We start from the raw sequence: 13,028 nt of genomic DNA, 5'->3' as shown, positions 1-13,028 counted from the left end.
GCCAAACAGGGAGTCTGCCCAATAAAAACGGCATCGCCAGGCGATGCCGTTTTTATTGCCGATGATGATGGATCAGCGTTTGTGCTTGCTGCGGTTGGTGCCAGTGGCCTGGCTTGCCGGTTTGCTGCCCGGTTTTGCTCCCGGCCGGCCGGTGGCTTGCGGACGTCCACCAAAGGATTTGCCTTGCGCTGCCGTGGCCTTGCCCTGACCCGGACGCGGCTGGCCGGGCTTGCCATTGCCCTGACGTGCCGCCGGCGCGCCCAGACGGTGACGCACCGCAGCGGATTTGTCACCCGGCGGGGTGGGCGGAATCAGGCAGTGCTTGCTGTGGCCGATCAGGTCGCTGCGGCCCATATTGATCAGCGCATCGTGAATGATCTGCCAGTTGTCCGGGTGGTGATAGCGCAGGAAGGCCTTGTGCAGCTTGCGGCGATAACCATCGCGCACCACATCCACTTTTTCCGAGCTGCGCGACAGGCGCTTGAGCGGGTTGCGCCGGGTATGCCACATGGTGGTGGCCATGGCCATGGGCGTCGGGGTAAAGGTTTGCACCTGATCCAGACGGAAGTTGTTCTTCTTCAGCCACAGCGCCAGATTCATCATGTCCTCATCGCTGGTGCCGGGGTGGGCGGCGATGAAGTAGGGGATCAGGTATTGTTCCTTGCCGGCCTGACGGCTGAAGCGTTCGAACAGCTCCTTGAACTTGTCGTACGCGCCCATGCCCGGTTTCATCATCTTGGACAGCGGGCCGTCTTCGGTGTGCTCCGGGGCAATTTTCAGGTAGCCGCCCACGTGGTGCTGCACCAGTTCCTTGATGTATTCGGGCGAGCGCACCGCCAGGTCGTAACGCAGGCCGGACTGGATGTTGATCTTCTTCACCCCCGGCAGGGCACGTGCCTTGCGGTACAGCTGGATCAGGTGGCTGTGGTCGGTATTCAGGTTCTCGCAGATGTCCGGGAACACACAGGACAGCTTGCGACAGGAGCGTTCGATGTTCGGGTCCTTGCAGGACAGGCGGTACATATTGGCAGTCGGGCCGCCCAGATCGGAGATGTGACCGGTGAAGCCCGGCGTCTTGTCGCGGATTTCCTCGATCTCGTGCAGGATGGATTCTTCCGAACGGCTCTGGATGATGCGGCCTTCGTGCTCGGTGATGGAGCAGAAGGTACAGCCGCCAAAACAGCCGCGCATGATGTTGACCGAGTACTTGATCATTTCCCACGCCGGAATGTGCGCATTGCCATAGGACGGGTGCGGATTGCGGGCGTAGGGCAGGCCGTAGACGAAGTCCATTTCCTCGGTGGTCAGCGGAATGGGCGGCGGGTTCAGCCACACATCGCGGCTGCCGTGCAGCTGCACCAGTGCGCGCGCATTGCCGGGGTTGGATTCCAGATGCAGGGTGCGGCTGGCGTGTGCATACAGCACCGGGTCGTGCGCCACGGCTTCGTAGGCCGGAATGCGGATGACGGTTTTGGCACGTTCGGCGCGGCGTTTGGCCAGGCGCTCTTCGCGCGATTCGATGCGGATTACCTGCGGAGCAGTCGGGTCGCTGCCCTTGGTGGCCTCTGCTGCTTGTTCCGGAATCTCCTGATACGGATTCAGGTGCGGATCCACCTTGCCGGGGGTGTCCACCACGCTGGAGTCCATCTCCTGCCATTCCTCATCCGGACGCCAGCCTTGCTGCACCACAAAGGCGGTACCGCGTACGTCGCGGATTTCACTGAGTTTTTCACCCTTGGCAGCACGATGGGCGATTTCCACCAATGCGCGTTCGGCATTGCCATACAGCAGGATGTCGGCCTTGGAGGTAATCAGCACCGACTGGCGGACCTTGTCGCTCCAGTAATCGAAGTGGGCGATGCGGCGCAGGCTGGCTTCGATGGAACCGATCATCACCCCCACGCCGGGATAGGCTTCGCGGCAACGCTGGGCATACACGGTGACGGCACGGTCCGGGCGCTTGTTCGGTTCGGCATTGGGGGTGTAGGCATCATCCGAGCGCGGGCGACGGTCCGCCGTGTAGCGGTTGATCATCGAGTCCATATTGCCGGCGGTGACGCCGAAAAACAGGTTCGGCTTGCCCAGTGCGCGGAAGGGCTCGGCCGACTGCCAGTCCGGCTGCGCAATGATGCCGACGCGGAAGCCCTGGGCTTCCAGCAAACGGCCCACCAGCGCCATGCCGAAACTGGGATGGTCGATATAGCAATCGCCGGAAATCAGGATGATGTCACAGGAATCCCAGCCCAGCTGGTCCATTTCGGCGCGGCTCATCGGCAGGAAAGGGGCAGTGCCGAAGCGGCTGGCCCAGTACTTGCGGTAAGAGGTAATCGGTTTGGCGGCGGCTGGCTGTGTCGTCATGCTGAATGAAAGCGGCTGGTGGCGCAGGTGGATAAGCAACCGGGCATTATGCCGTACTTCTGGATTTTTATCAGCATAAATTGTTGTTTTTAATGGCGAATTGCCATGCTGGGAGTAGGGGTGGAGGGCAATATTTTCCGTTGAAATCAGTTGTTTGGCGGTTTTGCCGCCCTGCAAGCGCTGCCGGAGTGTGACCTTGGCCGCAGTTTGGCGTAGGCTTGCGGATTGTCTTGGTTTGTCATGCTGATGTGTTGTATTGCTTCACATCAGCCACATACAGCACAGGAAACATTGCGCATGAGCAGTCAGATCATCCATCTGGACGGAAAAACGTCTGAATCCCAAGTAGCTGAGCTGGAAAGCGGCAAGGTACTGTTTCTGCCGCAGCTGGACTTTGCCATCCAGCCTGCCGAACTGGCCTTGCTGAACCCGGCCATTGCCGACCCTAAACGCAAGAACATCAGCCTGGAGCCGCAAGATGATGGCAAGTTGCATGGCGTGGCCGACCCGGCCAACGAAGCCGCAGTGCGCGCCTTGATTGCCCGCTATCGCGACAGCGCCTTTGCCTTGGTCAACCAGTTGCTGCCGGAATACCGTGGCAAGCTGCGCGCTGCACCCACCAGCCTGCGCCTGATGCGGGTGGAAAATCGCCAGACTTCCTGGCGCAAGGACGACAGCCGCCTGCACGTGGATGCCTTCCCGTCCCGCCCCACCTACGGCGAGCGCATCCTGCGCGTGTTCTACAATGCCAATCCCAATGGTGAACCGCGCGTGTGGCGCGTCGGGGAGCCGTTTGCCGACATGGCGCGGCGCATGCTGCCTCGGGTGCCTTACCAATGGCCGGGTTCGGCCGCACTCATGGCTGCGCTGAAAATCACCAAGCGCAAACGCAGCGCTTACGACCACCTGATGCTGCATCTGCACGATGCCATGAAGGCGGACATGGACTACCAGCGCACCTGCCCGCAGGAAACCATGCCGTTTCCGTCTGGCTGCGGCTGGGTGTGTTTCTCCGACCATGCCTCGCATGCGGTGATGTCCGGCCAGTTCATGCTGGAGCAGACTTTCTGGCTGGCCGCGCAGGACATGGCCAACCCGGCACGCTCGCCACTGGCCGAATTGCAGGCCATCACCGGGCGCAAGCTGCTGTAAACCAAGCGGGCGGTTGGCCGGGCAAAGTACCGGCCAGCCTGTATTTCCCCGGCAAAACCGGCCATGCCGGGACTACCTCTCCCCAGCAAGGGCAAATCGGTTACAATCACCGATTGCTTTCAATCAGTCTGCAGCCAGAATCATGAGCACGGAAAACAACGCGCCAGTAGTCAGCAACTTCATTCGCAACATCATTGACGAGGATCTGGCTTCCGGCAAGCACAGTTCCATCGTCACCCGCTTCCCGCCGGAGCCCAATGGCTACCTGCACGTGGGTCACGCCAAATCCATCTGCCTGAACTTCGGTCTGGCCGAGGATTACCAGGGCAAGTGCAATCTGCGCATGGATGACACCAACCCGGAAAAAGAGTCGGACGAATTCGTGCAGTCCATCAGGGACAGCGTGGAATGGCTGGGCTTCAAGTGGGATGGCAATGTCCGTTTCGCCTCGGATTACTTCGATGCGCTGTATGACTATGCCGTCGAGCTGATCAAGTCGGGCAAGGCCTTTGTCTGCGACCTGAACGCCGAAGAAATGCGCGCCTATCGCGGCAGCCTGACCGAGCCGGGCAAGAACAGCCCCTTCCGCGACCGTAGCGTGGAAGAGAACCTCGACCTGTTCACCCGCATGCGTAACGGTGAATTCCCGGACGGCAGCAAGACCCTGCGCCTGAAAATCGACATGGCTTCCGGCAACGTGAACCTGCGCGACCCGGTGATCTACCGCATCCGCCGCGCACATCACCACCGTACCGGCGACAAGTGGTGCATCTACCCGATGTACGACTACACCCACTGCATCTCCGATGCGCTGGAAGGCATTACCCACAGCCTGTGCACGCTGGAGTTCGAAGACCATCGCCCGCTGTACGACTGGGTGCTGGACAACATCACCATTCCTTGCCACCCGCGCCAGTACGAATTCTCCCGTCTGGAACTGCTGTACGCGCTTACTTCCAAGCGCAAGCTGCAGGCGCTGGTGACCGACGGCCTGGTGGATGGCTGGAACGACCCGCGCATGCCCACCATCGAAGGCATGCGTCGCCGCGGTTTCAGCCCGGCCGGCATTCGCCTGTTCTGCCAGCGCATCGGCGTGTCCAAGGGTGAAAACATCATCGACATGAGCGTGCTGGAAGGCGCTGTGCGCGAGATGCTGGAAAACGAATCGCCGCGTGTGATGGCCGTGCTGGACCCGATCAAGGTGACCCTCACCAACTTCGATGCCGCCGTCACCGCCAGTCGCAGCGCGCCTTTCCATCCGCATCACCCGGAATTCGGCGAGCGCGAAGTGCCGATCGGCCGTGAAATCTGGATCGAGCGTGACGACTTTGCCGAAGTGCCGCCGCCCAAGTGGCAGCGCCTGACCGCCGGTGGCGAAGTGCGCCTGCGCTACAGCTATGTCATCAAGTGCGATGAAGTGATCAAGGATGCCGACGGCAAGGTGGTGGAACTGAAGTGCTCCATCGACCACGACACCCTGGGCAAGAACCCGGAAGGCCGCAAGGTCAAGGGCGTGATTCACTGGGTATCGGCCGAGCACGCGATTGAAGCCGACGTTCGCCTGTACGACCGCCTGTTCACCGAGCCGCGTCCGGATGCGGTGCGTGGCGACGATGGCGAATATGTCGACTTCCGCCAGTTCCTCAACCCGGAATCGCTGAAAACCGTCACTGCCTATGTGGAAGACGCCGTGCTTAAAGCAGCCCCGGAATCGCGCTTCCAGTTTGAGCGCCTGGGCTACTTTGTCACCGACCGTTACGACCATCAGCAAGGTGTGCGTGCGGTGTTCAACCGGACTGTGGGTTTGCGCGATAACTGGAGCAAGTGATTTTTTGTCCCAACGGGTAAGTAAGCACTTACTTACCCGACTTGGTGCTGAATCTCTCTCAAGCGGGCCTGCTGGCCCGCTTTTTTCATGTCTGTTGATCGGATACACCGTTCGGCGGGCACTGACAAGCTTCGCCAGCGCAGCATTTGATGCGCGTCGACTTTGGCGTGATGTAATTTGCCTGCTACACCTGTCCTGCCTAGCATCAAAACCATTCAGTCTTGCTTTGCGGAGAAGTGTGATGAACCAGCCTCGCCTGCTGTATCTGCAATCCGGTGGTCCCACCGCCGTTCTCAATGCCTCGGCGCAAGGGGTGATCGAAACCGCCCGCAAGCTGGGCATCTCGGTGTATGCCGCCCGCGACGGCCTGGCTGGCCTGCTGGAAGACCGGCTGGTGAATACCGATGGGGTGTCCGATCATGACATCGCCCGGCTGGGTTTTTTGCCCGGCGGGCATTTTGGCGTCAGCCGCCGCATGATAGGCCGTTTCGACGAATGTCCTGAGGACTGGCTGCGCATGAAAGCGGTGCTGGCGCGTCACGGCATTCATTATCTGCTGATCAATGGCGGCAACGGCTCGCTGGGCTGTGCCGCCCGGCTGGCGGATTTCCAGCGTCACACCGGCCACGCCCTGCATGTCATCGGTGTGCCCAAAACCATAGACAACGATCTGGTCGGCACCGACAACAGTCCGGGCTATGGCTCGGCGGCCAAGTTTCTGGCCAGCACCATGCTGGAAGTGGGCATGGACATGATCAGCATGGGCCGCGGCCGGGTATTCATCATGGAGGCCATGGGCCGCCATACCGGCTGGCTGGCGGCGGCACCGGCTGCGGCGCGGATTCACGGCGGGCAGGCACCGCATATCGTGTTGCTGCCGGAAGTGCCGTTTGATCAGGACAAGTTTCTGGCGGCAGTGGATGCCAGTCTGGCGGCGCATGGCCAGTGCGCCATCTCGGTGGCAGAAGGCCTGGTGGATGCCGCCGGACGCTTTGTCACCGAGGCCAATGCCTCGGCCGTGTATGGCCACGAGCAACTGGGCGGGGTGGGCAGCTGGCTGGCGGCGCTGCTCAAGCGCGAGCGCGGCCTGTCCGCCCATGTGGCGCAGGTGGATTATCTGCAACGCGCAGCCGGGCATCTGGTGTCGGCCACCGATGCCGCCCAGGCTTACCAGATGGGGCAGAAGGGCGTGGAATGGCTGCAGGCCGGCCGCAGCGGTGTGATGGCGGGCATCCGCCGCCTGTCCGATCACCCTTACCGCTGGGAAGTGGCGGAGTTTCCGCTCTCTGATGTTGGGGATCTGGAAAAGGCTTTCCCGTCGCACTTCATCTCTGCCGATGGCTATGGCGTGACCCAGGCTTTTCTGGATTACCTGCTGCCGCTGATGGAAGGGGAGCGCATGCCACCCTTCCGTCAGGGCGTGCCGGACTACCGCCGTATTGAATGGCCGCCGGTGTGACCCCATTTACTGGCAGCAGATGTCACTCGGGACCGGGCACTGGCCCGGTTTTTCATTTTCCGCGCAGCAGGACGGGCAGTGTGCAGGCGCTTCGCGGGGGCTTGACGACTCTGATACAATTTCCCCTTTTACCCAAGCACAGGTTATCTAGATCATGCTGAACGTGTACAACACCCTGACTCGCCAGAAAGAAGAGTTCCATCCCATCGAACCGGGCAAGGTGCGTATGTATGTGTGTGGCATGACGGTGTATGACCTCTGTCATATCGGCCATGCCCGCATGCTGGCCGCCTTTGACGTGATCTACCGCTGGCTCAAGGCCTCCGGTTACGATGTCAACTACGTGCGCAACATCACCGACATCGAAGACAAGATCATCAAGCGGGCGCTGGAACGCGGCATTACCCCGGACCAGTTGGTGGCGGAAACCATCGCCGACATGCATCAGGATGCCGCTGCGCTGAACCTGCTGCCGCCGACTCACGAACCGCGCGCCACCCATCATGTGGGCGGCATGATTGCGCTGATCGAACAGCTGATTGCCAATGGCAAGGCCTATCCGGCCCCCAATGGCGATGTGTATTACGCGGTGCGCGAGTTTGAAGGCTACGGCAAGCTGTCTGGCCGTACGCTGGACAAGCTGCGCGCCGGTGAGCGCGTGGAAATCGACCCCAACAAGCGCGACCCGCTGGACTTCGTGCTGTGGAAGGCTGCCAAACCGGGCGAGCCGTCCTGGGACAGCCCATGGGGTGCTGGCCGTCCGGGCTGGCATATCGAATGCTCGGTGATGAGCTGCCACCATCTGGGCGAGCACTTCGACATCCACGGCGGTGGTGAAGACCTGCAATTCCCGCACCATGAAAACGAAATCGCCCAGTCCGAAGGCGCGCATGGCCATCAGTATGTGAATTACTGGCTGCACAACGGCTTCATCAATGTCGATGGCGAAAAGATGTCAAAATCGCTGGGCAATTTCTTCACCATCCGCGACGTGCTGCAGCATTTCGACGGCGAAGTGGTGCGCTTCTTCATTGTGCGCAGCCACTACCGCAGCCCGGTCAACTACACCGACAGCATCCTCAACGATGCCAAGCAGGGCCTGACTCGTCTCTACACTGCCTTGCGCGGTCTGGCGCTGCCGGAAAGCACGGGCATTGACTGGAGCAACCCGTACGCTGCGCGCTTCAAGGCAGCGATGGATGACGACTTCAGCTCCTCCGAAGCCGTTGCCGTGCTGTTCGAGCTGGCTGGTGAAGTCAACAAGAGCCGCGATGTGCAACTGGCCCGCCTGATGAAGGACCTGGGCGGCGTGCTCGGCCTGCTGCAACGTGAGCCGGAGGAATTCCTCAAGGCCGGTGCCGGTGAAGGTGAATTGACTGCCGAGCAGATCGAAGCCCTGATCCAGGCGCGTCGTGATGCGCGTGCCAACAAGAACTGGGCCGAGTCCGACCGTATCCGTGACGAGCTAATCGCCAAGGGTGTGGTGCTGGAAGACAATGCGCAGGGCACCAGCTGGCGTCGTGCCTGAGCCTGCATTGCTGGCCGGGTAAGTCCAGGGCGGCAGTCTGATAAGGGCTGTCGCCGTTTTCGTTTCGGGCGACTTGTCAAGTGCTGATAAAGCGCGGATAATGCACCCCTTCACCAAGTAGTACAGGCAAAACCCCTGTACCCGTAACCAAGGAAGCTCATCATGCGCGCTGATATCCACCCGAATTACAAAGAAGTTGCGGTTACCTGCTCCTGCGGTAACACCTTCACCACCCAGTCCACCATGGGCAAGGACGCCTTCCACATTGAAGTGTGCTCCAGCTGCCACCCGTTCTACACTGGCAAGCAGAAGATTGTTGATACCGCCGGCCGTATCGACAAGTTCAACCAGAAGTTCGGTGGCTTCTTCAAGCGCTAAGCTTGTAAGCTTTGGAAAAAAGGCAGCCCAGGCTGCCTTTTTTCATTTCCGCTGCGTGTGCTTGCACATTAAAATAATGCTTTACTCCAACTGGCGCGCGCCTCGATGCTGACGTACTCCCCGCAAAACGCCACCGTTCCCGTTCCCACCGAAAAGCCCTGGGTCTTGTTGCTGCTGTGTTTTGTCTGGCTGTGGCCGGGCATCATCGGTCACGACCCGTGGAAGCCTGACGAACCCTATGTGATGGCTGTAGTGGATGGCATGCTGCGCAGCGGCAACTGGCTGCTGCCCACCATCCAGGGCGTACCCTATCTGGAATCCCCACCGCTGTATTACTGGGTGGCCACGGTACTTGCCAAGCTGTTTTCCCCCTGGCTGCTCCCTGCCCATGATGCCGCGCGGCTGGCAACGCCGCTGTTCATGACCCTGGGACTCACCCTGGCAGGGATGACCGGGCGTGACCTGATAGGCCGCCGTCACGGACGCAGCGTGGTGATGATTTTGATTGGCTGTCTGGGCCTGATTGTCACCGGCCACCAGATGACGCCGATGGTAGCCAGCTTTACCGGTTTTGCCGCCGCCTTTTATGCCCTGTCGCTCACCCTGCGCTCTCCCGGACTGGCCGGTGCCATTCTGGGGGCAGGTAGCGCCGCCCTGTTCCTGAGTGCCAGCCTGCTGGAAGTGATGCTGGTGTGGGCTGTCGTGCTGTTCCTGCCGGCCTTTGCCGCGTGGCGCAACAAGCGCTATGTCATCACCGTGCTGATGGCCTTGCTGGTGGCTGTGCCTGTGGCGCTGATCTGGCCGCTGGAGCTGTCCCGCAGCTATCCGGCGCTGTTCCGCCTGTGGTGGGAACACCATGCGCTGGGCCCGCTGGACGGCTTTGGCAAGGTAGGACTGTTTCACGGTTTTGGCTACTACACCTTCAATACCATCTGGTTTGCCTGGCCGGCCTGGCCGCTTGCCGCCTGGACGCTGTACCGCAACCGCAAGTACGAACTGCCCATGTTGCAGCTGCCGCTGATGTTTTTTGCCGTGGTGCTGATCATGCTGACGCTGTCGGTGCGCAAGAGCATGGATTACGCCATGCCGCTGCTGTTGCCGCTGTCCCTGCTCGCTGCGGTTGAGCTGGATAATCTGCGGCGTGGCGCTGCGGCCTTTCTCAACTGGTTCGGCCTGATGGCATTCGGGGTGTTCGGCCTGCTGATCTGGGCGGGCTGGGCGGCGATGAACTATGGCTGGCCAGAACGGCTGGCAGGCCGGGCACAGTATTTCAGTCCTTACTATGTGCCACATGTTTCGCTGCTGGCCGCCATCTTTGCCATTCTGGCCACCATCACCTGGATATGGGCGGTCACCCGCAGCCATGTGCGTGGTCGGCAAGCCATTACCAACTGGGCTGCCGGACTTACCTTGTGCTGGGGATTGGCGCTGAGCCTGTGGCTGCCGTGGCTGGATGCGGCAAAGAGCTATCGCCCGGTGGTGGAAAGCATGCTGCGCAACGTGCCCCCGGCGGTACTCAATGGCAGCAGCTGCATTGCCACCGAGCGCGAGAACATGATTGCGCGCATCAGCTGGCACTATTATGGCGGGATAGATCTGGTAGCTTATCCGGCTGGCGAAAGCAGCCCCTGCGACTACCGCTTATTGATGCGTTCACGTACCGAGGGCCTGGCCGAGCCGGGCTGGAGCTTGTTGTGGCAGGGATCGCGACCGCGCGAGAAGTACGAGCTGTTCGGCCTGTTCAAGCGCTCGCCGCACTAGCCGCACAGCAGGATTCATCAAGATGACAACAGGCCGCAGCACATGCGGCCTGTCTGCTTTTAGTCCTTCCCGTGCTGATTCAGGGCAGCCATCACTGCCGACAGGCTTTCCGCCAGCACAAACAGTTCGCGCTCTTCAAAGCGGACATGGGCAGTCATGGCATCGGCAAAGGCTTGCAGCATGGCTGGCGAGGCCAGTTGCGGATGTTGCAGCAGGGCATGCAAATGGGCGTGATCTGCCAGCGTGCGCTCAACCGCAGCCTGCTGGCTGGCTTGTGACAGCGCAGGTAACAAGAGGCGTTCTTCCTGGGCGAAATGGGCTTGCAAGCTGTCCTGATAATGCTGGATCAGTCGCCGGGCGACGCGTTGCCACTCTTCAGCATCATCCTGCCGTGCCGCTTTACCGGCTTGCATGGCCAGCGACAGGGCATGGTGATGGTCGTGTGAGAGTGGGGTAAGGGCTGCGCTGCGTTTCATGATGGTGGCTGTTAACGGTCAGGCAGACAGCCTGCGCCAGTGGCAGAAGATGTGCCTTGATCACTCTCAAGGACAGCCGGGCCTCCCGGCGGGAGGCCCTGAGCGGCTAGTGTTGCAACTGCGGCAGATTGGCAAACAGCTGCAGTGCTTCCGGGTTGGCTAGTGCACTGAGATTATTCACCGGCTCGCCGTGAATCACGTTTTTCACCGCCAGTTCGACAATCTTGCCGCTGATGGTGCGTGGAATATCCGCAACGGCAATGATGCGCGCCGGTACATGGCGCGGGCTGGCACCACGCTTGATCTGTTCGCGCAGCCGGTTGACCAGCGCCTCATCCAGCACATGGCCCTGCTGCAGCCGGACAAACAATACCACGCGCTCGTCGTCCTGCCAGCGCTGGCCCACGGCCAGGCTTTCCACCACTTCCGGGAAGCTTTCCACCTGACGGTAGATTTCCGCCGTGCCGATACGCACGCCACCGGGGTTGAGCACCGCGTCGGAACGGCCATAAATCACCATGCCGTTGTGGGCGGTGATTTCAGCGTAGTCACCGTGGCACCACACATTATCGAAGCGGCCAAAATAGGCCTGACGATATTTGCTGCCTTGCTCGTCCTGCCAGAACCCCACCGGCATGGAGGGGAAGGGGCGGGTGCATACCAGTTCGCCCTTTTCCTGCCGCACCGGCCTGCCGTAACTGTTGAAGATGTCCACCGCCATGCCCAGGCCACGGCATTGCAGCTCTCCACGGTATACCGGCAGGTTGGCGCAACCCAGGGCAAAACAGGACACGATGTCAGTACCGCCGGAAATGGAGGCCAGATTGATGTCCTGCTTGATGTTGGCGTATACCCAGTCAAAGCTTTCCGCCATCAGTGGCGAGCCGGTGGAGAAGATGGCGCGCAGTGCATCCAGCCGGTATTGCGTGGCAGGAGTCAGGTTGATCTTGCGCAGGCCGTCGATGTATTTGGCCGAGGTGCCAAACTGGGTGAATTGCCATTGCTGCGCATATTCCCACAGGATGTGTCCCTGATTGGCAAACGGCGAGCCGTCATACAGCATCAGCGCCGCGCCGCTGGCCAGGCCGGATACCAGCCAGTTCCACATCATCCAGCCGCAGGTGGTGAAGTAAAACAGGTGGTCGCCATGGTGAATGTCGGCGTGCAGCTGGTGCTCCTTCAGGTGCTGCAGCAAGGTGCCGCCAGTGCCATGCACGATGCACTTGGGTTTGCCGGTGGTGCCGCTGGAGTACAGGATGAACAGCGGATGGTTGAATTCCACCCGGACAAACTGCAAGTGACGCGCAGCGAAGCGGGCAATGAAATCGTCCAGCGTGATGGTGCGCGGCAGGCTTTCGGCAAAGGCAGCGGTTTCGCCCAGATAGGGGACGGCAATGAACTGCTGCACCGAAGGCAGACCGGCTGCCAGCGCCTGCATCTTGTCGCGGATGTCGATCTGCTTGCCGCCATACCAGTAGCCATCCGGACAGAACAGCAGCTTGGGTTCGGTCTGGCCGAAGCGGTCGATGGCTCCGTCGATGCCGAAGTCGGGCGAACAACTGGTCCACACCGCACCCAGGCTGGTGGCAGCCAGCATGGCAGCCACGGTTTCCGGCATATTGGGCAGGAAACCGGCCACGCGGTCGCCTGCCACAATGCCGGCGGCCTGCATGGCTTGCTGCAAGCGGGACACCAGCTGGCGCAGCTGCTGCCAGCTGTAGCGGGATTTGACCTTGTCTTCCCCCCAGAACACCAGGGCGGTGGCATCACCATCGTGGCGCAGCAGGTTTTCTGCGTAATTGAGGCGGGCTTCGGGGAAAAAGCGCGCAGCCAGCATATTGTCCGCCTGCTCCAGCGCGCTCCCACCCTTGTCACCCAGCACCCCGCAGTAATCCCACACCAGCGCCCAGAAGCGGCCCGGATCGTCCACACTGGCTTGCCACAGAGTCTGGTAGTCGGGCAGCGGGCGGTCGTAGGCTGCTTCGGCCAGGCGGGTAAAGGCATGCAGGTGGGAGCCTGCAATACGTTCGGCGGATGGTTGCCAGATGGGCTGGGTGGGCTGCTGCATGGTTCTCCTCTTTCTTTACC

At 60.9% G+C, this 13,028-nt stretch carries 9 protein-coding genes; 6 read left to right on the top strand and 3 right to left on the bottom strand.

Going from position 1 to position 13,028, the window contains the following annotated elements; all coding sequences use genetic code 11:
* Window positions 1-72: 72 nt before the first annotated feature.
* Window positions 73-2,358: a YgiQ family radical SAM protein gene (locus tag ACE3SE_RS18865; RefSeq protein WP_374555326.1), complete on the bottom strand. Its 2,286-nt coding sequence runs from the start codon at window positions 2,356-2,358 to the stop codon at window positions 73-75.
* A 297-nt stretch (window positions 2,359-2,655) separates the two neighbouring features.
* Between ACE3SE_RS18865 and ACE3SE_RS18860 the strand changes: the two genes are divergently transcribed.
* The 6 genes from ACE3SE_RS18860 to ACE3SE_RS18835 all read left to right on the top strand — a co-directional run bounded on the left by ACE3SE_RS18860 (window position 2,656) and on the right by ACE3SE_RS18835 (window position 10,464).
* Window positions 2,656-3,510, top strand: a complete 855-nt coding sequence (locus ACE3SE_RS18860) for a Kdo hydroxylase family protein (RefSeq protein WP_374555328.1) — start codon at window positions 2,656-2,658, stop codon at window positions 3,508-3,510.
* 142 nt (window positions 3,511-3,652) lie between these two features.
* A complete protein-coding gene (locus ACE3SE_RS18855) occupies window positions 3,653-5,338 on the top strand; it encodes a glutamine--tRNA ligase/YqeY domain fusion protein (RefSeq protein WP_374555330.1) in 1,686 nt (561 codons plus the stop codon).
* A 241-nt stretch (window positions 5,339-5,579) separates the two neighbouring features.
* Window positions 5,580-6,797 (top strand): 6-phosphofructokinase, encoded by a 1,218-nt coding sequence (locus ACE3SE_RS18850; protein ID WP_062789081.1) that lies wholly within the window; start codon window positions 5,580-5,582, stop codon window positions 6,795-6,797.
* 154 nt (window positions 6,798-6,951) lie between these two features.
* Complete coding sequence (gene cysS, locus ACE3SE_RS18845; RefSeq protein WP_045847108.1) at window positions 6,952-8,325, top strand: cysteine--tRNA ligase; 1,374 nt, start codon at window positions 6,952-6,954, stop codon at window positions 8,323-8,325.
* 162 nt (window positions 8,326-8,487) lie between these two features.
* Window positions 8,488-8,703 carry a 50S ribosomal protein L31 gene (gene rpmE / locus ACE3SE_RS18840; protein ID WP_045847109.1) on the top strand — a complete coding sequence of 72 codons (216 nt, stop codon included), beginning with the start codon at window positions 8,488-8,490 and terminating at the stop codon, window positions 8,701-8,703.
* Window positions 8,704-8,808: 105 nt separating this feature from the next.
* On the top strand, window positions 8,809-10,464 hold the full coding sequence (locus ACE3SE_RS18835; protein WP_374555333.1) for an ArnT family glycosyltransferase: 1,656 nt from the start codon (window positions 8,809-8,811) through the stop codon (window positions 10,462-10,464).
* A 59-nt stretch (window positions 10,465-10,523) separates the two neighbouring features.
* Here the strand turns inward: ACE3SE_RS18835 and ACE3SE_RS18830 are convergent, their stop codons facing one another.
* Window positions 10,524-10,940 (bottom strand): hemerythrin domain-containing protein, encoded by a 417-nt coding sequence (locus ACE3SE_RS18830; RefSeq protein WP_374555335.1) that lies wholly within the window; start codon window positions 10,938-10,940, stop codon window positions 10,524-10,526.
* 106 nt (window positions 10,941-11,046) lie between these two features.
* Window positions 11,047-13,008 (bottom strand): acetoacetate--CoA ligase, encoded by a 1,962-nt coding sequence (locus ACE3SE_RS18825; protein WP_374555337.1) that lies wholly within the window; start codon window positions 13,006-13,008, stop codon window positions 11,047-11,049.
* Between the last annotated feature and the right edge of the window lie 20 nt (window positions 13,009-13,028).

Origin of the sequence: Aquitalea pelogenes (genome assembly GCF_041914625.1) — a bacterium.
Classification (GTDB): Bacteria; Pseudomonadota; Gammaproteobacteria; order Burkholderiales; family Chromobacteriaceae; genus Aquitalea; species Aquitalea pelogenes.
The sequence above is the reverse complement of the archived record's forward strand: the minus strand, read 5'-3'. Positions and strand labels throughout refer to the sequence as shown.

What these genes read in the sequence shown, in the direction of transcription:
- ACE3SE_RS18825 (WP_374555337.1), bottom strand. Translation starts at nt 13,008, where the DNA reads ATGCAGCAGCCCACCCAGCCCATCTGGCAACCATCCGCCGAACGTATT.
- ACE3SE_RS18850 (WP_062789081.1), top strand. Translation starts at nt 5,580, where the DNA reads ATGAACCAGCCTCGCCTGCTGTATCTGCAATCCGGTGGTCCCACCGCC.
- ACE3SE_RS18860 (WP_374555328.1), top strand. Translation starts at nt 2,656, where the DNA reads ATGAGCAGTCAGATCATCCATCTGGACGGAAAAACGTCTGAATCCCAA.
- ACE3SE_RS18835 (WP_374555333.1), top strand. Translation starts at nt 8,809, where the DNA reads ATGCTGACGTACTCCCCGCAAAACGCCACCGTTCCCGTTCCCACCGAA.
- cysS (WP_045847108.1), top strand. Translation starts at nt 6,952, where the DNA reads ATGCTGAACGTGTACAACACCCTGACTCGCCAGAAAGAAGAGTTCCAT.
- rpmE (WP_045847109.1), top strand. Translation starts at nt 8,488, where the DNA reads ATGCGCGCTGATATCCACCCGAATTACAAAGAAGTTGCGGTTACCTGC.
- ACE3SE_RS18865 (WP_374555326.1), bottom strand. Translation starts at nt 2,358, where the DNA reads ATGACGACACAGCCAGCCGCCGCCAAACCGATTACCTCTTACCGCAAG.
- ACE3SE_RS18830 (WP_374555335.1), bottom strand. Translation starts at nt 10,940, where the DNA reads ATGAAACGCAGCGCAGCCCTTACCCCACTCTCACACGACCATCACCAT.
- ACE3SE_RS18855 (WP_374555330.1), top strand. Translation starts at nt 3,653, where the DNA reads ATGAGCACGGAAAACAACGCGCCAGTAGTCAGCAACTTCATTCGCAAC.